Source organism: Pseudomonas sp. TH41, from assembly GCF_016650695.1.
Taxonomy (GTDB): domain Bacteria; phylum Pseudomonadota; class Gammaproteobacteria; order Pseudomonadales; family Pseudomonadaceae; genus Aquipseudomonas.
Genome location: NZ_JAEKFH010000006.1, coordinates 147761 through 172497, shown reverse-complemented (window position 1 = coordinate 172497; position 24737 = coordinate 147761). Strand labels below are relative to the sequence as shown.

The window sequence follows — 24737 nt, the reverse complement described above, 5'->3', positions numbered from 1 at the left end:
GGCAACCTCAATGCCCCACAGGGAAGGCAATCGGCGCCGAGCGCGCCAACCCGCCGCGGCACTTGAGCACGCGCAATTGCGCAGGTTGGGCATCGATGGCAATGCGCAGGGCCGCGGGCGAAGGGTTGATCGCTTCACTGATCGAACGGTAGGCGAACGCCAGGGTCGAGCCGGTTTCCGCCGCCACCTGCAAGCGACGCAAGGCCCGATCATCCGCTTTGTGCGGCCAGCACAACACCGCGCCGCAACTGCCCGAACGCAGGCATTGTTCCACCGCCCACAGCGCATCGCGCTCGCTGGCCTGGATGATCGACAACTGCCGAAGATCGACCCCGGCGTTCTGCCACGCCAGGGGATACGGCACGTAAGGCGGCGCCACCAGCACGATGCGCTCGCCCGCCGCCGACAACCGCGCCAGCGCCGGCCACACCAGTTGCAACTCGCCCACGCCCTGCCCGGCCAAAAGGATTTCGGTCAGCGCCGCTTCCGGCCAGCCACCGGTGGGCAACGCCGCATCCAGCACGGCATGCCCGGTGGGTTGCGGGCTGGCGGTCGGTGGCGCAGGCCGGCCCTTCCAGACCTGTCCGCCATTGAACAGCGTATCCAGCGCAACGACGGCACCCATCACCCTTGCCTCACCAGACCGCAGAACACCCCTTCGATGGCCAGGTCCTGATCGGCTTCGACGATGATCGGCTGATAGGCCGGGTTGCGTGGCAGCAACCGGACCACGTCGCCGACCCGCTCAAACCGCTTGATAGTGACTTCCCCGTCCAGTCGGGCCACAACAATCTGGCCGTTGATCGCCTCGGGATTGCGGTGCACGCCCACCAGATCGCCATCGAGAATGCCGTCCTCGATCATCGAATCGCCCTGGACCCGCAGCATGTAGTCCGGCACCCGCGAGAAAATCGACGGGTCGAGCATCAACCGGCTATGGACCTCGGCGTCGGCCCCGATCGGCGCCCCCGCCGCCACCCGGCCCAGCACCGGAATGTCCAGCAGTTCGGGACGCCCCGGTTGCCCGAGCAAACGAATGCCCCGGGCCTGATGCGGGTTGACCTCGATGAAACCGGCCTCGGTCAGCGCCAGCACATGCTTGCGCGCCACGCTGCGCGAGGCAAAGCCGAACGCCTCGCTGATTTCAGCGAGGCTCGGGGACTGGCCATGTTCGGCGATTCGATCGCGGATAAAGGTCAGGATGGCGGTACGGCGGGGAGTGAGAGTCGTCATGGAGTACATTTGTACTCTTTCGGCTTTTTGCTGGCAAGCGCCGCCAGTCAGCTCAGCCACTTCCTCCTGTAGGAGCGAGCTTGCTCGCGAGGAATTCGAAGGCGACGCATTTTTCCAGACAGTACGCGTTATTGTTCACGTCCATCGCGAGCAAGCTCGCTCCTACACAGGTTTCAGGTGAGTCCTGAAAGGTAGGGCCAGGGGTAGATGCCGCGTTCGTGGCCGTCGCTGAAGATCAGTTGCAGGCCGTAGCCCTGGGCGTTCAGTTCAGTCACTCGCACGCGAGCGTCGACCATCGGCATCAGGCCTTTCAATCGAAACGCCCGACATTGCGAACACGGGCACTGACGGCGTAATTCAGCATGATCAAGCAACTGCTCGCGCCCGTCCGGCCAGTTCAAGCGCAGCTGCTGTTTGCCCTGGGAATTCCCAATCGCCAGCGGGTTCATTGCAGCTGACTCAGCGCGATGCGCACGGCTTTGCGCACTTCCGGGTCGCCGTCGTCTTGCGCGGCTTCCAAGGCTGCGATGGCGCCTTTATCGTCCAGTTCTCCGAGGGCCAGGGCGGCTTCCTTGCGCAGGTTGCTGATGCGGTGGCCGAGGGTTTCGATCAACGCTTCCAGGGCCGGGGCGTACCGCAAGCGGCCGAGGCTGCGGGTGGCGCGCAGGCGAACTTGCCAGTAATCGTCGCTCAAGGCTTCGACCAAGGCGGGGCCGGCGTCGGCATGCCCGACCTTGCCCAGCGTGGTGGCGGCTTCTTCGCGGACTTGCCAGGCGTCGTCCTGCAACGCCTGGCGCAGTGCCGGCAGCACGTGAACGTCGCAGGCCAGACCCAAAGCACCGGTGGCGGCGCGGCGGACTTCGGTGTCCGGGTCTTGGCTGGCCAATCGAGCCAAGGCCGGTAACGCGTCGAGTTGTTTGAGCCAGCCGAGTACGCCGACAGCTTCGCGGCGCACACTGGCGTCTACGTCATTCAGTGCAACAAGGGCCGCCGCCGCGGCATCGGGGAAGCGCAACTCGCGCAAGGCTCTGAACGCGGCGATGCGCACCGAGATCTCGGCATGCCCGGTCCACGGCAGAATCACCCGGCCCGCTGCTTCGCTTTTCAGCAGACTGAGGCTTTGCGCGGCGGCGGATTGCACAGCCAACGATGGATCGGTCAGCGCCCGGCACAGCGCTTCGACAACTGACGCGTCCTCCCAGGCTTCGAGCAATCGTGCGGCTTCGGCACGGACCTCTTCGGTCGGGTCTTGCGCCAGCCGATTGACCAGCCAAAGCAAGCCGTCCGGCTCCTCAAGATCAGCCAGTTCGATCAGGGCAATCCGGCGCACGCCGGGATCGTCATCGGTCAGGCGTGGTTGCAGGGCAAGAATGTCGTCGTTATCGGTTACTTCGAATAGAGAGGTCATAGGGCAAATCGCGGCAGTTTGTGTTCAGGGGGAAGTCCGAGAGGGTTCAGGCGTGGCAACTGCCGACCGTCTTCGTGACGCAGTAATTCGAGGCAATGGCGTTTCAAGCGGGAGAACTCATGGCTTGTCACCAGGTCGGTGGTGCGTGGCCGCGGGAAATCGAGGCGCAGGTCTTCGATGATCCGGCCGGGGCGCGAACTCATGACCAGCAGGCGGTCGGCGAGGAACAGCGCTTCGTCGATGTCATGGGTGACAAACACTACGGTGGTGCGAATCCGCGTCCAGATGTCCAGCAGCAGCGCCTGCATGTTCAGCCGGGTCAGGGCATCGAGGGCGCCGAAGGGTTCGTCCATCAGCAACAGCCGTGGGCGATTGATCAGCACCCGGGCGATTTCCACCCGTTGCTGCATGCCGCCGGAGAGCTGATCCGGCCAGCGATCGGCGAAGCCTTCCAACCCCACCAGCGCGAGGATTTCGTCGGCGGATTTATGGCGTTCGGGTTTGCCGATGCCGCGCATTTTCAGGCCGAAGGCGACGTTGTCACGCACGGTTCGCCAGGGGAACAACGTGTGGTGCTGGAACACCATGCCGCGTTGCGGTGATGGGCCAAAGACCCGCGCGCCATCGACTTTGAGCGTACCGGCGCGCGGTTGCAAGTGTCCGGCCAGCGCGCCGAGCAAGGTGGATTTGCCGCAACCGGAAGGCCCCAGGATGCAGACAAACTGACCGGGCTCGATCTGGCAATCCAGACCCTGCACGGCTTCGAAAGCTGCGCTGCCCTCCCCCAGGCTGATGGACAATTGGCGAATATCGATTCGCCCTTCAGGGTGCTGAAAAACGCTCATCAGGTTTTTCCTCGTGGTCGGTGCCAAGGCGTGAACAACCCGCCGAGCCGTTTGATCAACAGGCTGCTGCCCATCCCGAGAACACCGATCAGCAACATGCCAACGACGATGTCGGCGTAGTTCTGAATGGTGTAGGACGCCCAGGTGTAATAGCCGATGCCGTACTGGCCGGAGATCATTTCCGCGGTCACCAGACAGAACCACGAAGTGCCCATGCCGATGGCGAGGCCCGTGATGATGCTCGGCGCGGCGCCCGGCAGGATCACCTCCCGCAGAATCGCCCGTCGCCCTGCCCCGAGGCTTTTGGCCGAGGCGATCAGCCGTGGGTCGACGCCTTCGACGCCGTGCACGGTGTTGAGCAGGATCGGAAACAGCGCCCCGGTGAAGGTGATGAAGACCATCGACAGTTCTGACGACGGGAACATCAGGATGGCCAAAGGAATCCAGGCGACTGCCGGGATCGGGCGCAGGACTTCCAGCGGTGTCAGCAATAAGTCTTCGGCCCATTTCGAGCGACCGATGGCCAGGCCGAGTGCGATGCCGATGATCAGCGCCGCGAGGTAACCGGCGAAGACCCGGCTGAGGCTGCTGCTCAGGTGCTGGGCGAGCTTGCCGGAGTCGCCGAGACCGATGGCTGCGTCGATAACCGCCAGCGGGGTCGGGACGTTGGCGAAGGTGACCAGGCCAAGGTTCCAGTGTTGGCTCGCGGCGAGTTGCCAGAATAGAAGGCAGAGCAGCAAGGAAGCGGCTCTGGGGATCCAGCGTAAAAATGATCGGGACACAATACTTCCTCTCAACCGAGATCACTGTGGGAGCGAGCTTGCTCGCGAAGGTGTGTCAGCTAAATGGTTGTCGACTGACACACCGTCGCGAGCAAGCTCGCTCCTACAGGGGATCTGCGGTGTTTTGGGTTTAGCGGACGGCGACGGCCTGGGTCGTGGCATCGGTGAAGTCGAAGACTTTTCCGCCTTGGGCCGTGGCGTATTGCTGGGCTTGGCCTTTGAGCAAGAAGGCGCTTAAGCGCCCCTTGGCATCACTGGCAAACCACGCCTGATCCGCCAGCAACTTGATCCCGCTGTCACTCGCCTGGGCATACACCGCACGGATGTTTTTGCCTTCCGACTTCAGGCTCGCCAATGCGCTGAACGCCGTTTCCGCCGAGGCGTATTGACGGACTTTCGATTCGCCACGCACCCAGATCTCGGCAACATGACTGAAGTCGGTTATGGCGTTGCCAGTCGATGCATCAACGGCCTTGAGCGGCGTCTGCCCGTAGTTGGCCAGTTGCGCGGTGTAGTCCAGATTCGAGGCTTTGAACGCTGCGCGAATGTATTGGTCATCGATGAAGGCATTCAGATCGAGTCCGCGATCAGCCTTCTTCAACAGCTTGAGGGTGTCGATGGCGGTGCCGACCGCCTGACGGTACTCCGGCTTCCAGCTCAGGTCGCGGGTCTGCACACCCAGCGGACCATGGAACAGATAATTCACCTCGGCATCGACACCGGTGACCTTGGCGATCAACTCGCTGTATTTCTCCGGTTCAGCGGCGAGTAATTGATTGGCTTCGATGCTCGCCCGTAGATAGGCGACGACGATTTCCGGGTATTTTTTCGCGTAGCTCTGATCGACCAATGCCCCATGGAAAGTCGGTGCGCCGGCCTGGGAACCGTCATAGATCTTGCGAGCGAAGCCACGGCTCGGGAACAGTTCGGCAAACGGCACGAAATCGGCGTGAGCATCGATCTTCCCGGCCTGCAATGCCGAACCTGCGACCTCCGGCGGCTGCGCGATGATGTTCACGTCTTTAAGCGGGTCCCAGCCCTGCGCCGCTATTGCTCGCAACAACATGCCATGGGCCGTCGAAGCGAACGGCACGGAAATGGTCTTGCCCTTGAGCTCGGCCAGGGACTGAACACCCGACGCGCTCGGCACCACGATGCCGTTGCCACTGCCTTTGGTGCTACCCGACAGTACGCTGATGAACAGGCTGTGCTTGCCCGCCGTTTCGAACGCCACGCCGTTGAACGCACCGGGGAAATCGGCCATGGCGCCGAAGTCGAGTTTGCCGGCGACCATCTCGTTGGTCAGCGGTGCGCCGCTGGTGAAGTTCTTCCACTCGACCTCGTATTTGGCGTCTTTGTATTGGCCGTCGTGGGGCAGGTATTTGTCCAGCAGGCCCAACTCGCGAATCAACAGACCGCCAGCGGCGCAATTGATGGTGGTGTCCTGGGTGCCGATGGCAATGCGGATGGTTTCGGCCGATGCCGACAAGGTGAATGAAGCCAGTACCAGACCGGCTAATGCTGCACGCAATAACATAGTGTTTCCCCTCGAATCATTTATTGGATATTCGTCTCCGCCACGATCTGGGCGCGGTGGGAAACGAGGGGTGTTTTGAATCAAGCGTCCGGTGTTGCCGGATGGCGTTAAAGGTTGTTTGAACCGGCCTCGATCCAGTGTGGGAGCGGGCTTGCTCGCGAAGAGGCCGGCACGGCAGGCATCTTCATTGGCTGATCAGACGCCTTCGCGAGCAAGCCCGCTCCCACCTTGATCGCATTTCAGCGTAAGAGGTACGGGATCTCCACTTTCACCGCCCCGGTCGGACAGTCCTTTTCACACGGCATGCAGTACCAGCATTCATCGAAGGCCATGTAGGCCTTTTGCGTGGCAGGGTTGATTGCCAACAGGTCCATCGGACAGACATCGACGCACACCGTGCAGCCTTTGTGGGCGATGCATTTGTCCTCGTCGACTGTGACGGGAGCGTTGGAACGGAAGAAGATTTCCTGGGGCTGATAGGCCATAGCGCGGTCTCTCTCTTTTGTAATACTCACGCCGCGTCGGCACCGACCCGCAGCCGGTCGTAGGCCTGCATTTCTTCGGCGTCCAGCGGGATGATGTAAGGCTCGACGGCTTTCTTGAAACTGGTCATCACACCGTTTTCATCCTTTTTCAGGTGGCAATGACAGAACCAGTCACTGTCGTTGCGTTGCGGGTGATCGACCCGATAGTGATAGAGCCCCCAGCGACTCTCGGCGCGGAACAGCGACGCACGGGCGGCCATTTCGGCGCAGTCGCGGATCATGCTGACTTCCATGGCGCGCATCAGCTCGTGGGCGTTATGGGCCTTGATCTGATCGAGGTCGCGCTGGATATCGCTGAAGCGTTGCAGGCCGATTTGCATCTTCTTGGTCACTTTCGGCGGTTGCAGGTAGTCGTTGACGAAGCGCCGCAGCTTGTACTCGACCTGAGCCGGTGGCAGTCCGTGTTCGCGGTCCAGTGGTGCGTAGACCCGGGCCTTTTCCGCTTCGATCTGTTCGAGATCCAGCGCCGAAAACTCGCGCTCAGCCACAAACTCCGCCGCATTGGTGCCGGCAAACCAGCCATAGGTAAACGCGCCGAGCATGTAGTTGTGCGGAACTGCGGCCATGTCTCCCGCTGAATACAGCCCCTTCACCGAAGTCTCTGCCCGCTCGTTGACCCACACACCCGATGCGGAGTGCCCGCTGCAAAAGCCGATCTCGGAGATGTGCATCTCGACCATCTGCGTACGGTAATCGGTGCCGCGATTGGCGTGGAACTGGCCGCGACTCGGGCGTTCGTTGCTGTGCAGGATGTCTTCGATGTTCTGGATGGTTTCTTCGGCCAGATGGTCGAGCTTGAGAAACACCGGGCCGTTGCCGCTTTCGAGTTCCTGGTGGAACTCCCACATCATTTGCCCGCTCCAGTAGTCGCACTCGATAAAGCGCTCGCCCTTGTTATTCGCCGTGTAACCACCCAACGGGCCAGTGACATAGGCGCAGGCCGGCCCGTTGTAATCCTTGATCAACGGGTTGATCTGGAAGCATTCGAGGTTCGCCAGCTCCGCCCCGGCGTGATAAGCCATGGCGTAACCGTCGCCGGCATTGGTCGGGTTTTCATAGGTGCCCATCAGGTAACCCGAGGATGGCAAACCCAGGCGTCCGGCCGCGCCGCAGCACAGAATGACCGCTTTGGCCTTGATCACATGGAAGTCCGCGCTACGGCAATCGAAGCCCATCACACCGTTGACCGCGCCCTCTGCGTCTGTCAGCAACCGCGTGCAAACCAGGCGATTGGTGATGCTCACCCGTGCCCGCTTCAACTGGCGGTACAGGACTTTTTTGATGTCGTGTCCTTCCGGCATCGGCAGCACGTAAGCACCCATGTGGTGAACCTTTTTCACCGCGTAATCGCCGGTTTCGTCTTTCTCGAATTTCACGCCCCAGCGATCCAGTTGCTCGATCGTTTCAAAGCTATGGGTTGCATAGGCATACACCGCGGCCTGATTGACGATGCCGTCGTTGGCGATGGTGATTTCCTTGGTGTACTGCTCCGGCGTCGAGTGGCCGGGGATGATCGCGTTGTTCAGGCCGTCCATGCCCATGCTGATCGCACCGCTGCGTTTGACGTTGGCCTTGTCGATCAGCAACACGCGCAGATCGCGGTTGCGCTCCTTGGCCTTGATCGCCGCCATCGGGCCTGCGGTGCCGCCGCCGATCACGACGATGTCGTATTCCTGTTCGAGCGTCTTTCTAATCATGGAGCTGCTAGTCATCGAGCTGTGGGTCATGCCTGCGCCCCTTTTTGCCGGTCGATCCGCAAGCGGTACTGGAAGGCATCGCCGCGGTAGTAAAGGTGTTCGAAGTCCACGGGCTGGCCGCTGGCATCGTGAGTCAAGCGCTCGATGCGCATGATCGGCGAACCGGGCTCGACGTTCAGCGCCTGGGTCAGGTCGCTGTCGGCCAGCACGGCGTCAATGGCCAGGTCGGCGTGGCCGAGGGCCAGTGCGCAGTCGTTTTCAAGAATCAGGAAGATGTCGCGGGTGACCAGATCAGCCTTCTCCAGGCGCTCGCCAATGGCTTTGGGCAGGTAAGTAATTTCCAGCGAAATGGGCTCGCGGTTGATCAGCCTGACTCGCTTGATCTGGGCCACGATTTCGCCTTCGGCGACCTGCAAACGCTCGGCGACGAGTTTGTCGGCAGGAATGAATTTGAAACTGCGCAGGCGGTTGATCACTTCATAGCCGCGACCGGTCATGGACTCGGCCAGACCTTGCAGGGTGCTGACGTTCTGGAAGGTTTTCGGCTTGGCGACGAATGTGCCTTTGCCGTGGATTTTAAAAATCAGCCCTTCTTTCTGCAGGTCACCCAAGGCCTGGCGCACGGTGATGCGGCTGACTTTGAACAAGGCGCCGAGTTCGCTTTCGGAGGGCATCTGGCTGTCTTGCGGGTATTCGCCGTCGAGGATCCGGGCACGCAGCACATCCCGCAGTTGGGTGTGCAGCGGGACGCTACTCAGGGATAGAACGTTATCGGTCATGGCAGATCACTTGTTATAACGAGTTATGACGTGATCTTAGAGAGGCGATGTGGGGGTTGAGAAATACTGTTTGAGCATAAGGTTAGATTCGCCGGGCCACCGCCCTGTAGGAGCGAGCTTGCTCGCGATGGACGTCAAAGCGCCGCGGTTCGTCAGGAAGCCGGCGTTATCATTGACGTTTTTCGCGAGCAAGCTCGCTCCTACAGGGCAGGCTTATTGTCAGCGGCGTTCGATATGCAGTGCGCGCAGATCCAGAAGACCGTCCTTGAGCGGCGGGCACCAGTAGTAGCCGCCGGTGATTGGGCGGCTGATGCGGTACAAACCGTCGGTGATGCCGTCTTCCAGGCCGCTCATCCGGCGCAGTTGAGCTTCAAAGGCGTCGAGGGAAAAACCGAAGGCCAGGAACATCAGACCGGCGCGGTCGCCTTCGATCCACGGCATCGAGCGACGAACCACGAATGCTTCAGGGGCAAAGCTTTCCTGGGCGGTGCGTTTAACGTGGGCCGAGATTGGCGCGTCGTCGAGTTCTTCGTTGTCGCTCAAGCGGCGGCCCATGATGTTGTCCTTCTCATGGGATGGCATCGCCTGGAAGCCCTTCAGGTCATGCTGCCACTGCTGAATCGCGGCGAAGCTGCCACCCACCATGCCGTCAGCGCCTTCACCCACCAGCGCAGCAGCCACGGCGGCTTCGTCGTGAGGATTTTCGGTGCCGTCTTCGTAGCCCGTGAGGTCGTGGCCAGTCATATGGCGGAACGTTTCGTTCATCTGCACCAGGCGCAAGGCCGGTGCCAATGCCGCTGCGATGGCGTTGCTGCGATTGAGCAATTCGCCACGGTCGACACCGTGCAGCCAGCACCAAAGGGCGTGCTGGGTCGACGGGTTATCGACCCCAACACCGGTCAGCGCAGGAAAGGTCCGCAGGCCTTCGATTTGACCCCGCAGGGCTTTAACCAGGGATTCACCGAAACCAACCACTGCAGACTTACCGTCCACCAGTGCCTTCAGCTTTTCGAGGGCCGCGGGCAGCGCAGCGGCAGATTCGAGGGCGAAGAACATATGACGGGCTTGAGGCGGAACTGGGGTGGCGAGAATGCCCGGCTGGTAATAACTCATATGAACTCCTTTTAGAAAGAGCTCGAAGTTTAACCGCAGCATCGGCCGTTGTGTGTTCCCAGGTCAAAAGATCGCCTGTTGCGTCAACGCACACTTAAAAAACCGACCCATTAAGGCGTATAACCTTTGAAGTGAATTCCCAACGGCGAGCCGCCAGCGCATGGCTGACATCACATGGAGTAGCGACATGACCCCAGCACCTATCCTTGGCAACCTGTTTCCTGACGCCAGCAGCATCCCGGAAAAGTACCGCCTCGACGGCCAGACCGAGCAACGTGAATACCTGGTCGATGGCGAGTTGAAAACCTGGTCGGGTCCCCTCGCCCAAGTCCGCAGCCCAGTGTATTTGGCCGGCGAGCATGGCGATGAACAAGTCATCCTCGGCAGCACGCCGCTGCTCGACGCCGACACCGCGCTGACCGCCCTCGACGCCGCCGTCCGTGCCTATGACCGTGGTCAGGGCCTATGGCCGACGATGCGCGTGGCCGAACGTATCCAGCACGTCGAAGCTTTCCTGTCGCGCATGCGCGAACAACGCGACGCCGTGGTCAAGTTGCTGATGTGGGAAATCGGCAAAAACCTCAAGGACTCGGAAAAAGAGTTCGACCGCACCTGCGACTACATCGTCGACACCGTCAACGCCCTCAAGGAACTCGACCGCCGCTCCAGTCGCTTCGAACTGGAACAGGACACCCTCGGCCAGATCCGCCGCGTCCCGCTGGGCGTGGCGTTGTGCATGGGGCCTTACAACTACCCGCTTAACGAAACCTTCACCACGCTGATTCCAGCGCTGATCATGGGTAACACCGTGGTGTTCAAGCCGGCCAAGCTTGGGGTGCTGCTGATCCGCCCGCTGCTCGAAGCCTTCCGCGACAGCTTCCCGGCCGGGGTCATCAACGTGATCTACGGCAGCGGACGCGAGACCGTCAGCGCGCTGATGGCCAGCGGCAAGATCGATATCTTCGCGTTCATTGGCACCAACAAGGCCGCCAGCGACCTGAAAAAACTCCATCCGAGACCTCACCGTTTGCGCGCGGCGCTGGGCCTGGATGCGAAAAACCCCGGCATCGTGTTGCCCGAGGTGGATCTCGACAACGCGGTCAGCGAAGCACTCACCGGCGCCTTGTCATTCAATGGCCAGCGCTGCACCGCGCTGAAAATCCTCTTCGTCCACGAAGACGTGGTCGAGGCCTTCATCGAGAAATTCAACATCAAACTCGCCAGCCTCAAACCCGGCATGCCTTGGGAAAGCGGCGTGGCGCTGACCCCCTTGCCGGAGTCGGGCAAGGTCGATTACCTGCACTCGCTGGTGGCGGATGCCGTCGGCAAAGGCGCCAGCGTGGTGAACCCTAACGGCGGTGAGGCCCGCGCCTCGTTTTTCTACCCCGCCGTGTTGTACCCGGTAACGCCGCTGATGCGCGTCTATCAGGAGGAGCAATTTGGCCCGGTCGTGCCTATCGTGCCTTACCGGCATCTGGACACCGTGATTGATTACGTCCTGGAGTCGGACTTCGGCCAGCAGCTGAGTATTTTTGGCACCAACCCGGTGGCAGTCGGCCGACTGGTGGACACCTTTGCCAATCAGGTCGGGCGCATCAACCTCAACGCCCAATGCCAGCGCGGCCCGGACACCTTCCCGTTCAACGGCCGCAAGAACTCCGCCGAGGGCACACTGTCGGTGCATGATGCGTTGCGGGTGTTTTCGATCAGGACATTGGTCGCGACCAAGTTTCAGGAGACCAATAAAGAGCTGATCAGCGAGATCATCAGCGGACGGAGTTCGAGTTTCCTGACCACTGATTACATCTTCTGAGGATACCGAGTCTGAGCACATTCGGAGCCAATCGCCTGCCACCGCTGATGCGCCGACTACTGCGTCCGTTGCTGGATCCGTATCGGCGCTATCGCCACGCCAGAGTCATCCACGCGGTGCGCGTTTCGCTGGGGTTAATGGCATCCATCCTGCTGACCACCGGCATCAACCTGCCACATGGCGAATGGGCGTCGGTGACGATGCTGGTGGTGATCGGTGGTTTGCAGCACCACGGCAACATTGGCAAGAAAGCCGCCGAGCGTGCCACCGGCACCTTGATCGGAGCTGCCGTCGGTTTATTGCTGGTGGCGCAGCAGGCGTGGCTCGGGATGCCATGGCTGACCTATTTCGTGATGTCGGTGGTGTGCGGATTTTTTTCCTACCACGCCATCGGCAAGGGCGGCTACACCGCGCTACTGGCGGCGATTACCGTGCTTATCGTCGCCGGGCATGGCGACAATCCGGTTTCCGACGGTTTGTGGCGTGGCGTGGACATCCTGATCGGCATCGCCCTGGCCCTGGCGTTTTCCTTCGCCCTGCCGCTCTATGCGGTTTTCTCCTGGCGTTACAACCTGGCCGATGCCTTGCGCGATTGCGCGACGATTTACGGACGCATCATCAATGGCCAATCGGTCGCCGACGACGAACATCACCGGCTCATGGGGCGCTTGAACACAGTGATGGTGCAACTGCGTTCGCTGATGCCGTCGGTGTCCAAGGAAGTGAAGATCTCCATGACCGAACTCGACGCGATTCAGCGTCATTTGCGGATGTGCGTGAGCACCCTGGAAATCCTCGGCAATACCCGGCCGGATGCGAATGATCCCGACGCGATGGCCCATCTGCAATCGTCGCTGAAAGCGGAACACCGGCTGATTCGGGTGCAGCTCGTGGGGATGGCGCGGGCGTTGAAATCCGGCGCCTCCCAACGACTCAACCGACCCATTGAACTGCCGTCAGATTCAAGCCTGGACGCACCTGTTTACAGTCCTCTGGATGGTTACCGGTTACTGATCCTGCAGTTTGCGGCCAACATCGGCGAGATGCGCCAGCGTTTAGCCAAAGCTGCGCCTCGCTGGAATATCTGACGTTTCCCGGTCCGCCTACCAACATTCGCATCACCTGAAAACGTGGATGCCATTAAACGTATTTTTCAGGTCTGACAGCCCACTACTGATTATTGCGCAGCTGCCCGACGAAATCTCAAACTCCAGCCCTGCTGCATACCGGCAGCCGCCAGCAGAATCGCGGCGACACCGATCCATTGCAACGGCTCCAGACGATGGCCAAAGGCAAACCAATCGACAAAAATCGCGGCGATCGGATAAATGAACGACAGTGCGCCGGTCAGTGCTGTCGGCAATTTTTGTATCGCGCCGTATAGCAGAACGTACATCACACCGGTGTGAACGATGCCCAGTGTTACCAGGCTGGCCCATGCACTGGGCGCTTGCGGCAGCGCCGAAAGGTGCGCCAATGGCGCCAGCAACAATACGCCGGTGGATACCTGGATCAACGCGATCAGATGGGGAGGCGTGCCGGTCAGGCGTTTGATAATCAGCGCGGCAATCGCGTAAAGGAAGGCGGCTCCCAGCGCCAGCCCGATCCCAATCAGGTAGTCACTACCGCCCTCAACCGCCGTTCCGTGAGCACTGACAATCGCCAGCATCCCGAGAAACGAGATGCCCAACCAAAACAGTTTCTGCAGGGTGATCTTCTCGTTGAGGAACAAGGCGGCCAACCCCACCAGCATGAACGGCTGAACGTTATAGACAGCGGTGCCGATGGCAATCGAGGCACGGGAGTAGGACGCAAACAACAGCACCCAGTTACCGACAATCGCCACCCCACTGACAACGGCCAGCAAGAACGTGGTACGGGTCAAGATACCGGGACGCAGGAAGCCGAATGCCGTGCAAATCAGCAACAAGGTGCCGGCACCGAAAACGCAACGCCAGAACACCACATCGAGCACCGGTTGCCCGGAAACCAGCACGAACCAGCCGATAGTCCCGGAAATCAGCATGGCGGCGGTCATTTCGAATGACCCGTGACGAATTGTTTTGTCCATCATCAGACTCCTGTGTTTGAGGCCAAAGTATGCCAACCCACCGAGGGTCTTCTCCAGCGCAAAAAGCAGGCTAAACTTGGCATCTGCCTTTTTTATAAAGGCAGTTTTTATTAATCGCCTAATTGGGGCTTCACCATGACCGACGACATCGACCAAGTGCTGATCAGCGCATTGATGGAGGACTCACGGCGATCGCTCAAGGCGCTGGCGCAAATCAGCGGCCTGTCCTCACCGAGCGTTGCAGAACGTCTGCGCCGCCTTGAAGAACGAGGCGTGCTCAAGGGCTACACCGTTGACATAGACCCCAAATGTTTCGGCTATCAACTCCAGGCCATTGTCCGCATCCGCCCACTGCCGGGACAGTTGCAGGAAGTTGAACGGCAAATCCAGGCCATCCCGGAATTCACCGAGTGCGACAAAGTGACCGGCGACGACTGCTTCATCGCGCGCCTGCATGTGCGCTCGATGGAACAACTGGACACCCTGCTCGATCGCCTCAACACCCACGCCGAAACCAACACGGCGATCGTCAAGAAGACTCCGGTCAAGCGCCGGCTGCCCCCTATGGCATAGCCCTTGATCCAAATCGCAGACAATAAAAAACCCGCCGTAGCGGGTTTTTTACTCATGGCTGGCGATTAATCATCGCGGCTCATGATGCCGAAGATCTGCAACAAGCTGATGAACAGGTTGTAGATCGATACATACAGGCTGATGGTCGCCATGATGTAGTTGCGCTCACCGCCCTGAATGATGGCGCTGGTCTGGAACAAAATGCAGACCGAGGAGAACAGCACGAAACCTGCGCTGATCGCCAGTTGCAGACCGCTGATCTTGAAGAAGAAGCTGGCCAGCGTCGCCCCCAGCAGCACGAAGAACCCTGCGGTGATGAAGCCACCGAGGAAGCTCATGTCTTTGCGGGTAATCAGCACATAGGCCGACAGGCCGCCGAATACCAGCGCGGTCATTGCGAAGGCCGAACTGACCACTTCAGCGCCGCCCTGCATGCCCAGGTAGCGGTTGAGGATCGGGCCGAGCAGGAAACCCATGAAACCGGTCAGGGCAAATGCCGACACCAGGCCCCAGGCCGAATCACGAAGTTTGTTGGTGAGAAAGAACAGCCCGTAGAAGCCGATCAGCACCACGAAAACGTTCGGGTAACCGACACGCATCTGCTGGGCGACGTACGCCATCACGCCGCTGAATGCGAGGGTGAGTGCGAGTAAGCCGTAAGTGTTGCGCAGGACGCGGCTAACCTCTAGCTGCTCAGCCTGCACGCTGTTATTAACTGCGTAATCCTGTTCGCGCATGGCGACACTCCTGTTGGTTTGAAACGTTCAGTCGCAAAGATCATAACAGACGCTCTGTAACAAGCGATGGAGAGAGTTTGACAGTGTGTTTCATTCAGGTATTATGGCGCCCGCAACGCAAACGGAGGTGTGGCCGAGTGGTTTAAGGCAACGGTCTTGAAAACCGTCGACTGTAACAGGTCCATGAGTTCGAATCCCATCGCCTCCGCCATATTTGTACCGACAAAGCCCTGATTTTTCAGGGCTTTGTCGTTTCTGGGGTTTGGTGAAAATTTCTCCACCGGGAATGTGTTCCATAACTATTCTGGAAGTGTTCCATAACTCGACACGTCTTTACCCTCTCCGGCGTTCTGCCGAACGAACAAAATCCCTATTTTGAAATACCGTCATACGCCTGTTCACAGGTCACGCCCCTGGCTCGGGCTTGGTCAGCAACTTCAGCCAAGCGTCCTGCCGACCGCTGCCTTCCCCCATATGTGTCACCACATTTCCGATGCTACGCTGGCCCTCTTTCATGGAGGAATCGCGATGCCAAACCTGCTCGTCCAGGGAACCGAGGACATTGCCGCCGACCTCGGTAGCTCCATGATGGCGGCCCCCTTATAAGTGGCTAACACGCGGCCTCCAGAGGAGGTTTTGCGCAAGCCGACCCAACAAAAGCGCCTCCAGGCTTACTAGGCATAAGCGGACACCACAATCGCACCACCCATACGGCCGGGAGAGAAATGTCACCTTCTCGAACTATGGACGAGTCGGTCAACGAAGAACTCCATATGCCCTCTGGGGGTAGCCAGCAAAGGCCAAGCGTCGACCTTTAAAGCGATTTCCTGAAAGGCTTGGGCGCACTTGGAGCGCGGAAACTGTTCGTAGACTGCTCGCTGCTTCTGCACTGCCCTACGCGCACATTCATCGTACGGAACCGCTCCCACATACCGCAGGGTTACGTCGAGGAAGCGATCGGTGACTTTGGCCAATTTAGCGAACAGCGCGCGACCTTCCTTCGGGCTCTGCGCCATATTGACCAGCACCCGGAAACGGTCCATTCCGTAATCACGATTAAGCAGTTTGATCAGTGCGTAGGCATCGGTGATCGAGGTCAGTTCGTCGCAGACCACCAGCAAGACTTCGTGGGCCGCCCGGATGAGACTGACCACCGACGAGCCGATGCCCGCAGCTGTGTCAATCACCAGCACATCGAGACTGTCACCGATTTCACTGAAGGCCTGGATAACGCCTGCGTGCTGAGCCGCAGACAAATGCACCATGCTCTGGATGCCTGAAGCCGCGGGGACGATTCGTATCCCGCCCGGACCGCGCAAAAGTACATCGGATAGCTCACAGCGACCTTCGATTAAATCGGCAAGCGTGTACTGCGGGGAAAGCCCCAACAGGACATCGATATTCGCCAAGCCAAGATCGCCATCAAGCAATACGACTCGCCTTCCAAGCTTCGCTAGCGCCAATGAAAGATTCACCGCCACAGTCGTCTTGCCGACGCCGCCCTTTCCGCCGGACACGGCGATTACTTGTACAGAACGCACACCATCCATGTTATTGATTCCCTTCCATGTGCAACGCTTGCGAGTAGTCGCTAACTATTCCTAGATACGCAATGGTAACTGAAAAGTGCAGACACATAGCCCCTAGCTGTATCACAGGATCACTAGAAACGCTGTAACCCACTACATGGCAATCACGCGAACCAGAACTGCCACTGCTGCGATGCCCTCATCCGCCGAGTAATCGCCTATGCCGAATTCAGACCTGCTCCCTTCCCTGCTGTTCAAGATCAACGAAAACCAGCTCGCCCTGGAGGCTGCCATCATGGAGCTTACGCTTTGGGTCGAGCAACGCGGAGCAACCGAGGTCGGTGGAAATGTGCGTGGCGCCTTGGAAACGATCGACAAGAATGAAGAGTTCATCAAGATGATGCTAGCGGTACTGTTGACACCAGAGTGATCGCTCACAGGCAGAAATCGGCCATGAACTCTCGCTCGCTGACACCAACTTTTCGACAGCGGGTTGGCTGCTCCGCCTCCAAAAGCGGACGCCCACGCGCTCCGCAAAAACTGCCTAATCGTTTCATTTAAAGCGGCAAGCCTGCGCGTTGACGCAGCGCATTTGCAACAACAACGAACGGGGAAGTCGGTTGCCGACAACTTTGGTAGTAGCGACGGTTGAGTTGCTCACGGCAGCAGCCGGTAGGCATGCCAATTTATCCATAATCGGTTCGATTAGCGGCGTGGCAGTCGGGCCCTGATGCTAGTCCGCAAGCCAATGGGCGTAAGCCCGGATGTCAATCATCGGTACCGTGCCGATCTCTTGCAACTTCGCGATGAGCGTTAGCAGAAAGGCTGTTGCAGGCTTGCTCTGCGGTGAAATTGTCACTGCCCCTTGATCGTCGCAGTCGAACAGGCCGTGAGACGCCACACAACCGATATCCAACCGGTTGTTCACGTTCTCCGGCTGAACCTGAAGTGCCTCGACCAGCGGTTGACCCAAGGGCGGCTTCCAATCGCTTTCAAACGTCAGTAGACCGCCGATAATGTTGTGGAGCGGTTTGGCGGCCGAGACGCCTTTGAGCCAGGGAATGGGCATGCTCGTGCGCTCCAAGCGCCGGACGCTCTCTATTTTCTCCCGAGCATATTTCACCTGCCCGGCGTTAATCGACTGCTTTGCTTCGAAAACGGCATATACGCTTTCGGCCGGGATGACCAGTTGGTCATTGTGCTCGAAGATCAACGGCGTGTACTGCCGGTCAAAAATGACGATGTCCATTTGCTGGCTGAACCCGTCCCTGCTATCGACGACATGCGCCGTTGCCGCTTGATACCGGTGCGGCAGATACGTTTCGAGCAGCTCCAGCCATGCTTTTTCGCTCGCGTCACCCTTGGTTCCGGGGTGGCCGAATGACTGCCGCGACACGGCAAGGCTTTGCTGCACCTTATCGTGCAGACCTGACAGCAGCGTTTGAAGGGACCATTCACTCATCGAACCAAATCCTCCCAGGATCCCTGCAGGGATGTAGCGGCTGCCTTGCTGATCGCCTGCTTTTCAGCGGCGGTTAGATCGTCTGAAATACTGTTGTTTGTGTTGGCTGGATCGACAATCTGCGCCGTTGGCAGCGAGTCTCGAAAATACTCCAAGCACTTCACAACGCGGAGAGACAGGGGCGCCAAGAATTCAAACTGCAACGCCTTGATGACGGCGAGCTCGACATAAAATGAGGGAAAATCCAGACCTTTCTGATTGCGCCACAGTTTGATGATACGGATTTCCTGTTGCCTCCCCGCCGCAGTGACATGCGCAATGTGCGTATCGATGTTCGTCTTCTTCCATGTGTCTTTGCGACGGACATAGAGGCTGTGATCGCTCGTCAGGTAGTTTTGTCGTTTCGCGGGCACCAGATCAACGTCGAAGCCATTGACCCTGATATTGATGGACACGTTTTGCCGCTGCGGCGCGTATCCCTGTTCAGTGAGACGCGCAAAAAGCTTTTCGTAGACTTCCTTCAGGGTCTCAGGTGTCTGATCCGATAACGATATGAAAAGATCGATGTCGGTTCCCGATGAATTGGCCGTGCCCTTGGAAAACGAGCCGCTCGGCCGGACGTTGAGGAGATATCGGTTTGCCCACTCATTGAGGAGCGGTTGGATCGTCGTTAGGACATTCCACAAAGGCGAAAATATACTCGTATCAACGGCTTCCCGGTCGAGGATAGTCGTTAGATAGGCGTCTGCGTCGATGTTCATAGGCTCGCACGGGTTGCTCGCGATGTTTAAGCTATAGAGATCGTATGGAGAAACCGCTCCACTTTCAATTTTTCGAGGATTCGGGAGTATCTATTTCGCAGCGGACCGGACTCTATCCGCTTGAGCCTGCACGGCAGCGCAGCGCTGCGGTCGCCCGGTGACTATCCCTTTGGTCAACCAGCCTTTGGCGGCTGCCATCCCAAAACAGGTCCGACATGAACCGAAATGCCGTAGGCAAATGACTCCTGTTTATAAGGAGCCCCGCAATAGAGGATGGCCACGCATTCTTTAGCGAGCATTTTGTAAATACCATTTTCAGTTCCGCAACTATATAGCAACGCAACACTGAAAAGTTGCTCGCCGTGGGTAGCATCGACGGTCATATAGAGCGCCTTATCGTCAGGCTCGTTGACTTTCAAATTCCAGCCAGCATCGCGTAAAGGCCGAACCAAATCAGTCATGCATTGCTGAGAAAGTAGACCCTTACGGAGCAGAACGCCATTGTCTGCTGGCAACGCTGGAACAAGGCGTCCATGTTTTCGAAAATGATCCTGTTCAGCGAGCTTCAGTTTCATCTGAACATCCCCCCGAAGCAGAGCCTGTTGCCATAGCAAGGTACTATCGTCATTCATGTCAGGGAGCAAAAACGAGACGCTATGAGAGGCGTCGTACCAGGATTCGATAGCTGCAAGTGTCGCAAGCGCGACCACCATCCGAGCAAAATTCGCCGGTTTCTGCCATGACGCTGCGGTGCCGTGCGCAAACATGTGCCGATTAAGCCAAGTCACACCCCGGTATTCGCTGGTATTACAGAAAAAATGATTCTTGAGCCATCTCCGAAACGTCTCAAAGGCGAAAACACGCTCATCCTGCCCGAATAAATAGTCACAAGTCCTATATTCAGACGGCACCCACATGCGGTCAAAATGGAGTTGTGCAGCAGTTTCGATCGCGCGGTTTATTGCATGATCAATTTTATCCGGGGCAGTAGCTTTAGTCCCGAGATCAGAAACAATTCTTGTCAGACTGCCTTCGATCGCCGGTATCAAAGTTCCGACGCTGGTAGCCCAATAACCGCTATATGCACCTAAGTAAGCCTCCCGCGCCAACGGCACGATCTCTTTAAGGCTGCGAGCAAGAGGCAAGATCTGTTCGATGCAAACCGCTTGGAAAGCCAATGTGTAAAGCGTTGACGTGTGATAGTCGAAAAGATCAAGCGCCCGCTCTCTCGCTACATTCCTGACAGAAGAAAGTAGCTTAGATATTTCACCCATCGGTAGCCATAGCGGCATAAACCACTCGACCTTGTCCCAAAGAGCGGCTTGATCGTCGTGTTGCTTTCGCCTTATTTGCCAGTTCTCGTCGCCGGACACTGGAATAGTCGGGAAGCATGCTCTGCCACCGTCGACGGTTAGGACAATACACGGCGTCGGATGGAAGACGCCGACATCTGCAAGCTTCGCGACCGGATTAATTAGCCTCTTGTCGCTAGCCCATTTTTCAATGAGTTCCGGTGTCAAAGCGCTCAGCGAAGACTCATTAAGCGCGCGGCGCCAAATTCCACTGAATTTTATCTCGAGATCAGAGAAAAATATTGAGCCCATCCAAAGTGCACTCGTAGTTAATTTTGTTCAGCAATTTACCACGATTTCTGGACACGGCTGCCGCTGAGCATGCGACAAAACGAACGTCCGCTCCATCTTAAAAGTGGCCTGATATGTCGCGTTGAATCGACCGGCTGCAATGGGTCGATTGTAGCCCTTCAACTTCAGCACGAAACGCCCCGTACATAGCCTTGGCACGCCTTGAGCGCGATCAGTCCGCGATCGCCGGCGTCGGTGATTCCGATAATTCGTTGAGCATGCGCCAGGGCAAGTCAGACGCGCGCCTCCTACTAAATCGGGAAATGCACGCGACGGGAGCGGCGCACATCACCAGAAACGGGAAGCCTTCTTCAGAATATCTCCAGGTAAAACAGCAGCCTCGTCGCGGAAAACCACAAAGCTTTCACCTTCATCTAACGGATGGCCCACAACTGTACGCCTACTGTGGGCGCTGCCATGGGTTGATATCGAGGAGGGCCAAGCAAAACAGTCCCGGGGGCAGGGACTTGACGGGTAACTTGACGTAATCGCAATGACAAAAAACACCTGCGCAATCCACTCAGTTAGGAGTTTTCCATGTCCATCGGAACAGTATCAGCTTCAAATTCAGTGACTATCAACGGGCAAAGTCCTGCCCAACGCGATTCCTCGGTGAAAGGAAATCAGGCAACTGCACCTACCACCGCCACCGCTGCCAGTAACGTTAAAGTTGCACTGAAAGAAGCGACCGAGACTGCCGCGCAAACCACTCAAGAGGCACAGCACGGTGATCGTCAGGCTCAGCGATTGATGCAAAAGCAGCACCACGCAAGCACGGCAGCGCCAACCTCTGGCGTTGTAAATGGCAATGGGCAGATAACCGGCGAGATCATAAACACTAAAGCCTAACTTTTGGATACAGTGCCGAAGGCTGGCAAAGCCTGTGCAAGCAGGGTTTGCCAGTTGCATTCAAAGCACAACAGCACGTCACTTACACTTCATCGTCAGGACTTCCAGCACGTAAGCCGGGTACGACGTCAGCGCGATCAGCCCTTGGTTGCTGTGAGCGCCCCCTTTTCGGTGAGCCCTTCTAGCCCCAAGCCTGCCAACACGAAACCCATCACAAAGACTTGCACCACGACTTCATCATGAATCTCTCGCTCTGCTATACCTCCTGTAAGTTCAAACCACTGCCCTCCACAGGCGAGCAGTAAAAAAGCGCTCCCCCTGCCTGGATCAATGCTGGAGTTCATCATGCGCTGCCGATACGTCCTATTACTCAGCTGCCTGCTATTGCTCTTGAACCCAGCCGCTCGGGCAGATGAAGCCAAGGCCACTGAAGGCCTGATCGAGACGTTCCATGCAGTCCCCCTCAAGCGCGGCAGCGTACTGAATATTTTGGTGGATAAGCGCAAGGGCGAGATGCCCACTACAGCGATCTTGTTGTTTCCCGGTTACCCCGGGGTGCTCAATTTGAAGAACGTAGGCGGGAATATCACCTATGACCTGAGCGGGAATTTTGTGATTCGGGCCCGGCGCTTTTTGAACAACGACAGTAACTTCACGGTGATGGTCGATTGCCCGATGGATAAGTTGTCTTCTTGCGATGACCGCTACCGCTCTTCCGCCGAACAGGCAGCGGATGTCAGCGACGTTATCGCGGCGGTACGAAAAGAGTTTGGTGCACAGAAGGTTTATATTCTGGGGACCAGTTACGGCACAGTCTCAAGCTCATTCCTGGCACGCAATCTCAGTGGACAGATCGATGGGGCTATTCACACCTCAACCTTCACCGACCCAACCGGGTCAAATACTCACGGCGCCGTTATGGCTTCCTTCGACTGGGCACAAGCGAAGGTGCCTCAGCTGTTCGTGCACAACAAGGACGACCCGTGCCATGTCACTCGCTACTCCAGTATTGTCGAGCGCAAGAAAAACATTCCACTGATCACGGTCGAGGGCAGCAAGAATCCGCGAGGTGATGCCTGCGAAGCCTTCAGCCCCCATGGTTTTGTCGGGCGCGAGAAGGCGGTGATGTCCGCCATTAACGAGTGGATTACCCATCGCAAGGTGGCGCCGACCATAAGCACAGACAGCTGACAATATCGAATGCCTGGCTCTGCTGGCAGCGTTGGCCCGGCACTGGCTACAACACTACATATAACTCTGGGCGCCTGACAGGAAGCGAGCGAATGTGGATGAAACGCAATCTCTGCGTCGTCAGGCTGGTTCGGTTCGCATCCGCTTCGCTCATCATAGTCGCGCCCGGTGCAGTCGCAGAGGATCTCGAACCCAGGTCCTACGCCAATACGCCGGTCGGTATCAATTTCCTGCTCTTGGGCTACAGCGATCTCCATGGCAACGTGACGGCCAACCCCTCAGTCCCGCTCCAGGATGCCAAGCTCAACATCAAGACTGTGGTGTTTGCCTTTGCCAGATCCCTGGACGTCTGGGGCCGCTCAGGGAAGTTCGATATCGTCGTGCCTGAAGCAAAATTGACGGGCTCTGCTCTGTTCGCCGGTGAACCCAAGGAGCGTAATGTGACTGGGTTGATCGATCCAAGATTCCGCTTCTCGGTCAACTTATATGGCGCCCCGGCGATGTCCCTGGCTGAATTCCCCAGCTATCAACAGGATGTGATTATCGGCACCAGCCTGGCGATCACAGCGCCACTCGGTCAGTACGACGCTAGTAGGCTGGTAAACCTCGGCAACAACCGCTGGTCATTCAAGCCCGAACTTGGGATTTCCAAGCGCCTGGGGTCAGTGACTCTGGAATTATCCGGCGCGGGAACCTTTTACACCGACAATAACGAGTTCCTCGGCGACCACACACTGTCCCAGAACCCGATTTACCAGGTACAGGGGCATCTTATCTATGCCTTTAGCAACGGTGTTTGGGCTTCGCTGGATACGACCTATTTCGCTGGCGGGAGTAGCTCAGTCGATGGGGTCGGTAACCACGACTTTCAGGAAAACACACGTTACGGATGCACCCTCACGCTGCCGTTGAGCCGCAACCATTCGCTAAAGCTGAATGCGAGTAACGGCGGGCATACCCGCACGGGCAGCGAATACGATGTCATTGGCATTGCTTGGCAGTATCGCTTCGGCGGAGGGCTTTGAAACTTAGGGCTTACGCTACTTTCCAGTCCATTCCATTCATGCGTTCGTGAGACATCTGTCACCTACTCGACACTGGCCACGAGCGCGCGGCAGCCTTCCAGACCATTACCAGTGCTCATTAACGGATCTCCAGGGAATCTATCTTCCCATCGCGCACACTGAAGGTGTAAGTCACTACCACAGGGCTACCCGGAAAGTTGCCGGAGAGTCGCACCTTGATCACCGCCCGCGATTCACTTTCCTGACTGTCCAGAGGTTCGGCAGTGTATTGGTACTTCGCTTTCGCGGCCTGTCTCCACGCAGTGATCGCATCGATACCAACGATCGTTTTTCCCTCATCTAAAACGGTCGCATCATGTGTGAATACTACATCGAGGGCGCCTATACCTGTATCAGCCTCGCTTGCGAAATAGGCTTCAATGGCTGGGTGCTGAGTGATACTCATCGAGTTTCTCCTGGTTGATCAGCAGGCTCTCATGATCAGCGGTACAGCCGAACTCGACAAGAACGCACGAAAAAGTAAGTGACAACAACGAGTCACAGCAAGCTCTACACGCCTGATTCCGCCGCGGCAGATGTCAATGCCGTACTTGCACTACTTCGTGGCAGATGGAAATTGCTAATCCTGTTTCACCTGTTCGATGGCAAGATTCAGCGCTTCTCAGATCTTGAACATGTTGTCAGCGGCATATCTCAGGGCAAACGCTTGCCCTGGAACTCAAGGCAATGGCAGCTTCAGGTGTTTTGAAATTACGGTACGGGCAAGTAGAGATCGAGTCCCTGTCGAAATTGAAGGCCATGGAATCGTAATTTTGAACGGTCTACTCAATGAAGCCCCATGCCACGCGACGCCGGCAAACTCGGCCAGTGGAAGCTCTTCCGCCAAACGCCTTAGTAGATCCGGGTTGGCAACGAAAGGTCGTCCAAACGCGACCAGGTCGGCATAGCCTTTGCCAATCACCCAATTGGCGCGTTCCAGATCGTACTTGCCGGCAACGATGTGTCCCATGCCCCCCTCATAGATGATCCTGTGTCATCTATGCCTTGATAATCCATCCTTTGTCAGGCCCTGTGCACTGCCCTCTAATGCCGGAAAGCAGAGTGATCACGGTCACTAATTTCAACAATAAAAGCTCTTCCAGGA

Annotated in this window: 27 protein-coding genes, 1 tRNA gene and 1 pseudogene; 9 read left to right on the top strand and 20 right to left on the bottom strand. The window is 57.9% G+C overall.

All coding sequences use genetic code 11. The annotated features are described in order from the left end of the window. Positions 1–7: 7 nt before the first annotated feature. The 11 genes from imuA to JFU37_RS24695 form a co-directional block, all read right to left on the bottom strand. Entirely contained in the window at positions 8–625 is a 618-nt protein-coding gene (gene imuA, locus JFU37_RS24745) for a translesion DNA synthesis-associated protein ImuA (RefSeq protein ID WP_201119678.1), read from the bottom strand. Further along, a complete protein-coding gene (gene lexA, locus JFU37_RS24740) occupies positions 625–1242 on the bottom strand; it encodes a transcriptional repressor LexA (RefSeq protein WP_201119677.1) in 618 nt (205 codons plus the stop codon). Before lexA ends, imuA begins: the two co-directional genes overlap by 1 nt. 164 nt (positions 1243–1406) lie before the next feature. Then, positions 1407–1682 carry a DUF971 domain-containing protein gene (locus JFU37_RS24735; protein ID WP_201119676.1) on the bottom strand — a complete coding sequence of 92 codons (276 nt, stop codon included), beginning with the start codon at positions 1680–1682 and terminating at the stop codon, positions 1407–1409. Beyond that, the gene (locus JFU37_RS24730) at positions 1679–2641 is read right to left on the bottom strand and encodes a HEAT repeat domain-containing protein (RefSeq protein ID WP_201119675.1); all 963 of its coding nucleotides are present in this window, start codon (positions 2639–2641) and stop codon (positions 1679–1681) included. The genes JFU37_RS24735 and JFU37_RS24730 overlap by 4 nt, the downstream gene beginning before the upstream one ends. Then, complete coding sequence (locus JFU37_RS24725) at positions 2638–3486, bottom strand: ABC transporter ATP-binding protein (protein ID WP_201119674.1); 849 nt, start codon at positions 3484–3486, stop codon at positions 2638–2640. The genes JFU37_RS24730 and JFU37_RS24725 overlap by 4 nt, the downstream gene beginning before the upstream one ends. Further along, a complete protein-coding gene (locus JFU37_RS24720; protein WP_201119673.1) occupies positions 3486–4268 on the bottom strand; it encodes an ABC transporter permease subunit in 783 nt (260 codons plus the stop codon). Before JFU37_RS24720 ends, JFU37_RS24725 begins: the two co-directional genes overlap by 1 nt. Positions 4269–4398: 130 nt before the next feature. Next, the gene (locus tag JFU37_RS24715) at positions 4399–5805 is read right to left on the bottom strand and encodes an ABC transporter substrate-binding protein (protein WP_201119672.1); all 1407 of its coding nucleotides are present in this window, start codon (positions 5803–5805) and stop codon (positions 4399–4401) included. Positions 5806–6044: 239 nt separating this feature from the next. After that, the gene (locus tag JFU37_RS24710) at positions 6045–6290 is read right to left on the bottom strand and encodes a 4Fe-4S dicluster domain-containing protein (RefSeq protein ID WP_003180418.1); all 246 of its coding nucleotides are present in this window, start codon (positions 6288–6290) and stop codon (positions 6045–6047) included. A gap of 26 nt (positions 6291–6316) precedes the next feature. Next, positions 6317–8047 (bottom strand): fumarate reductase/succinate dehydrogenase flavoprotein subunit, encoded by a 1731-nt coding sequence (locus JFU37_RS24705; RefSeq protein WP_201119671.1) that lies wholly within the window; start codon positions 8045–8047, stop codon positions 6317–6319. 26 nt (positions 8048–8073) lie between these two features. Beyond that, on the bottom strand, positions 8074–8826 hold the full coding sequence (locus JFU37_RS24700) for a GntR family transcriptional regulator (protein WP_201119670.1): 753 nt from the start codon (positions 8824–8826) through the stop codon (positions 8074–8076). 219 nt (positions 8827–9045) lie between these two features. Next, a complete protein-coding gene (locus JFU37_RS24695) occupies positions 9046–9939 on the bottom strand; it encodes a Dyp-type peroxidase (protein ID WP_201119669.1) in 894 nt (297 codons plus the stop codon). A gap of 187 nt (positions 9940–10126) precedes the next feature. Between JFU37_RS24695 and JFU37_RS24690 the strand changes: the two genes are divergently transcribed. Both JFU37_RS24690 and JFU37_RS24685 read left to right on the top strand, forming a co-directional pair. Next, positions 10127–11752 carry an NADP-dependent glyceraldehyde-3-phosphate dehydrogenase gene (locus tag JFU37_RS24690; RefSeq protein ID WP_201119668.1) on the top strand — a complete coding sequence of 542 codons (1626 nt, stop codon included), beginning with the start codon at positions 10127–10129 and terminating at the stop codon, positions 11750–11752. Between the two features lie 47 nt (positions 11753–11799). Further along, a complete protein-coding gene (locus JFU37_RS24685; RefSeq protein ID WP_201119667.1) occupies positions 11800–12840 on the top strand; it encodes an FUSC family protein in 1041 nt (346 codons plus the stop codon). Positions 12841–12929: 89 nt separating this feature from the next. Here JFU37_RS24685 and JFU37_RS24680 read toward each other — a convergent pair whose 3' ends face one another. After that, the gene (locus tag JFU37_RS24680; protein WP_201119666.1) at positions 12930–13823 is read right to left on the bottom strand and encodes a DMT family transporter; all 894 of its coding nucleotides are present in this window, start codon (positions 13821–13823) and stop codon (positions 12930–12932) included. Between the two features lie 135 nt (positions 13824–13958). On the opposite strand from JFU37_RS24680, the gene JFU37_RS24675 reads away from it, so the two are divergent. Then, positions 13959–14396 carry an Lrp/AsnC family transcriptional regulator gene (locus JFU37_RS24675; protein ID WP_201119665.1) on the top strand — a complete coding sequence of 146 codons (438 nt, stop codon included), beginning with the start codon at positions 13959–13961 and terminating at the stop codon, positions 14394–14396. 65 nt (positions 14397–14461) lie between these two features. Here JFU37_RS24675 and JFU37_RS24670 read toward each other — a convergent pair whose 3' ends face one another. Beyond that, complete coding sequence (locus JFU37_RS24670; RefSeq protein ID WP_201119664.1) at positions 14462–15133, bottom strand: Bax inhibitor-1/YccA family protein; 672 nt, start codon at positions 15131–15133, stop codon at positions 14462–14464. Between the two features lie 123 nt (positions 15134–15256). Between JFU37_RS24670 and JFU37_RS24665 the strand changes: the two genes are divergently transcribed. Next, positions 15257–15344 (top strand) — tRNA-Ser (locus tag JFU37_RS24665). Between the two features lie 517 nt (positions 15345–15861). Here the strand turns inward: JFU37_RS24665 and JFU37_RS24655 are convergent. Further along, complete coding sequence (locus JFU37_RS24655) at positions 15862–16683, bottom strand: MinD/ParA family protein (RefSeq protein WP_201119663.1); 822 nt, start codon at positions 16681–16683, stop codon at positions 15862–15864. Between the two features lie 199 nt (positions 16684–16882). Between JFU37_RS24655 and JFU37_RS24650 the strand changes: the two genes are divergently transcribed. After that, positions 16883–17092, top strand: a complete 210-nt coding sequence (locus JFU37_RS24650) for a hypothetical protein (RefSeq protein WP_201119662.1) — start codon at positions 16883–16885, stop codon at positions 17090–17092. 303 nt (positions 17093–17395) lie between these two features. Here JFU37_RS24650 and JFU37_RS24645 read toward each other — a convergent pair whose 3' ends face one another. The 4 genes and pseudogenes from JFU37_RS24645 to JFU37_RS30820 form a co-directional block, all read right to left on the bottom strand. Continuing rightward, entirely contained in the window at positions 17396–18124 is a 729-nt protein-coding gene (locus tag JFU37_RS24645; protein ID WP_201119661.1) for a DUF6602 domain-containing protein, read from the bottom strand. After that, positions 18121–18885 carry a nucleotidyltransferase domain-containing protein gene (locus tag JFU37_RS24640; protein ID WP_201119660.1) on the bottom strand — a complete coding sequence of 255 codons (765 nt, stop codon included), beginning with the start codon at positions 18883–18885 and terminating at the stop codon, positions 18121–18123. Before JFU37_RS24640 ends, JFU37_RS24645 begins: the two co-directional genes overlap by 4 nt. A 173-nt stretch (positions 18886–19058) precedes the next feature. Then, the gene (locus tag JFU37_RS24635; protein ID WP_201119659.1) at positions 19059–20489 is read right to left on the bottom strand and encodes a hypothetical protein; all 1431 of its coding nucleotides are present in this window, start codon (positions 20487–20489) and stop codon (positions 19059–19061) included. A gap of 164 nt (positions 20490–20653) precedes the next feature. Next, positions 20654–20752: pseudogene (locus JFU37_RS30820) on the bottom strand (lysis protein); the annotation flags it as partial. Between the two features lie 313 nt (positions 20753–21065). On the opposite strand from JFU37_RS30820, the gene JFU37_RS24630 reads away from it, so the two are divergent. The 3 genes from JFU37_RS24630 (at position 21066) to JFU37_RS24620 (ending at position 23593) form a co-directional block, all read left to right on the top strand. Further along, complete coding sequence (locus tag JFU37_RS24630; RefSeq protein WP_201119658.1) at positions 21066–21377, top strand: hypothetical protein; 312 nt, start codon at positions 21066–21068, stop codon at positions 21375–21377. Between the two features lie 330 nt (positions 21378–21707). Next, on the top strand, positions 21708–22568 hold the full coding sequence (locus tag JFU37_RS24625) for a serine aminopeptidase domain-containing protein (RefSeq protein WP_201119657.1): 861 nt from the start codon (positions 21708–21710) through the stop codon (positions 22566–22568). A 92-nt stretch (positions 22569–22660) separates the two neighbouring features. Continuing rightward, a complete protein-coding gene (locus tag JFU37_RS24620) occupies positions 22661–23593 on the top strand; it encodes a transporter (RefSeq protein ID WP_201119656.1) in 933 nt (310 codons plus the stop codon). 118 nt (positions 23594–23711) lie between these two features. On the opposite strand, the gene JFU37_RS24615 is transcribed toward JFU37_RS24620, so the two are convergent. Then, entirely contained in the window at positions 23712–24038 is a 327-nt protein-coding gene (locus JFU37_RS24615; protein WP_201119655.1) for a nuclear transport factor 2 family protein, read from the bottom strand. 78 nt (positions 24039–24116) lie between these two features. Here JFU37_RS24615 and JFU37_RS24610 point away from each other — a divergent pair, with 78 nt between their 5' ends. After that, positions 24117–24341, top strand: a complete 225-nt coding sequence (locus JFU37_RS24610; RefSeq protein ID WP_201119654.1) for a winged helix-turn-helix transcriptional regulator — start codon at positions 24117–24119, stop codon at positions 24339–24341. Here the strand turns inward: JFU37_RS24610 and JFU37_RS24605 are convergent. After that, positions 24312–24602 carry an oxidoreductase gene (locus tag JFU37_RS24605; RefSeq protein ID WP_201119653.1) on the bottom strand — a complete coding sequence of 97 codons (291 nt, stop codon included), beginning with the start codon at positions 24600–24602 and terminating at the stop codon, positions 24312–24314. The genes JFU37_RS24610 and JFU37_RS24605 overlap by 30 nt on opposite strands. Positions 24603–24737: the final 135 nt, after the last annotated feature.

Bases quoted from the DNA above. Each gene is read 5' to 3' on its own strand.
- JFU37_RS24735 (WP_201119676.1), bottom strand. From the start codon at position 1,682: ATGAACCCGCTGGCGATTGGGAATTCCCAGGGCAAACAGCAGCTGCGC.
- JFU37_RS24675 (WP_201119665.1), top strand. From the start codon at position 13,959: ATGACCGACGACATCGACCAAGTGCTGATCAGCGCATTGATGGAGGAC.
- JFU37_RS24710 (WP_003180418.1), bottom strand. From the start codon at position 6,290: ATGGCCTATCAGCCCCAGGAAATCTTCTTCCGTTCCAACGCTCCCGTC.
- JFU37_RS24645 (WP_201119661.1), bottom strand. From the start codon at position 18,124: ATGAGTGAATGGTCCCTTCAAACGCTGCTGTCAGGTCTGCACGATAAG.
- JFU37_RS24605 (WP_201119653.1), bottom strand. From the start codon at position 24,602: ATGGGACACATCGTTGCCGGCAAGTACGATCTGGAACGCGCCAATTGG.
- JFU37_RS24655 (WP_201119663.1), bottom strand. From the start codon at position 16,683: ATGGATGGTGTGCGTTCTGTACAAGTAATCGCCGTGTCCGGCGGAAAG.
- JFU37_RS24730 (WP_201119675.1), bottom strand. From the start codon at position 2,641: ATGACCTCTCTATTCGAAGTAACCGATAACGACGACATTCTTGCCCTG.
- JFU37_RS24685 (WP_201119667.1), top strand. From the start codon at position 11,800: ATGCGCCGACTACTGCGTCCGTTGCTGGATCCGTATCGGCGCTATCGC.
- JFU37_RS24670 (WP_201119664.1), bottom strand. From the start codon at position 15,133: ATGCGCGAACAGGATTACGCAGTTAATAACAGCGTGCAGGCTGAGCAG.
- JFU37_RS24650 (WP_201119662.1), top strand. From the start codon at position 16,883: ATGCCGAATTCAGACCTGCTCCCTTCCCTGCTGTTCAAGATCAACGAA.
- JFU37_RS24695 (WP_201119669.1), bottom strand. From the start codon at position 9,939: ATGAGTTATTACCAGCCGGGCATTCTCGCCACCCCAGTTCCGCCTCAA.
- JFU37_RS24700 (WP_201119670.1), bottom strand. From the start codon at position 8,826: ATGACCGATAACGTTCTATCCCTGAGTAGCGTCCCGCTGCACACCCAA.
- lexA (WP_201119677.1), bottom strand. From the start codon at position 1,242: ATGTACTCCATGACGACTCTCACTCCCCGCCGTACCGCCATCCTGACC.
- imuA (WP_201119678.1), bottom strand. From the start codon at position 625: ATGGGTGCCGTCGTTGCGCTGGATACGCTGTTCAATGGCGGACAGGTC.
- JFU37_RS24630 (WP_201119658.1), top strand. From the start codon at position 21,066: ATGTCCATCGGAACAGTATCAGCTTCAAATTCAGTGACTATCAACGGG.
- JFU37_RS24715 (WP_201119672.1), bottom strand. From the start codon at position 5,805: ATGTTATTGCGTGCAGCATTAGCCGGTCTGGTACTGGCTTCATTCACC.
- JFU37_RS24635 (WP_201119659.1), bottom strand. From the start codon at position 20,489: ATGGGCTCAATATTTTTCTCTGATCTCGAGATAAAATTCAGTGGAATT.
- JFU37_RS24690 (WP_201119668.1), top strand. From the start codon at position 10,127: ATGACCCCAGCACCTATCCTTGGCAACCTGTTTCCTGACGCCAGCAGC.
- JFU37_RS24625 (WP_201119657.1), top strand. From the start codon at position 21,708: ATGCTGGAGTTCATCATGCGCTGCCGATACGTCCTATTACTCAGCTGC.
- JFU37_RS24640 (WP_201119660.1), bottom strand. From the start codon at position 18,885: ATGAACATCGACGCAGACGCCTATCTAACGACTATCCTCGACCGGGAA.
- JFU37_RS24615 (WP_201119655.1), bottom strand. From the start codon at position 24,038: ATGAGTATCACTCAGCACCCAGCCATTGAAGCCTATTTCGCAAGCGAG.
- JFU37_RS24680 (WP_201119666.1), bottom strand. From the start codon at position 13,823: ATGGACAAAACAATTCGTCACGGGTCATTCGAAATGACCGCCGCCATG.
- JFU37_RS24620 (WP_201119656.1), top strand. From the start codon at position 22,661: ATGTGGATGAAACGCAATCTCTGCGTCGTCAGGCTGGTTCGGTTCGCA.
- JFU37_RS24725 (WP_201119674.1), bottom strand. From the start codon at position 3,486: ATGAGCGTTTTTCAGCACCCTGAAGGGCGAATCGATATTCGCCAATTG.
- JFU37_RS24705 (WP_201119671.1), bottom strand. From the start codon at position 8,047: ATGATTAGAAAGACGCTCGAACAGGAATACGACATCGTCGTGATCGGC.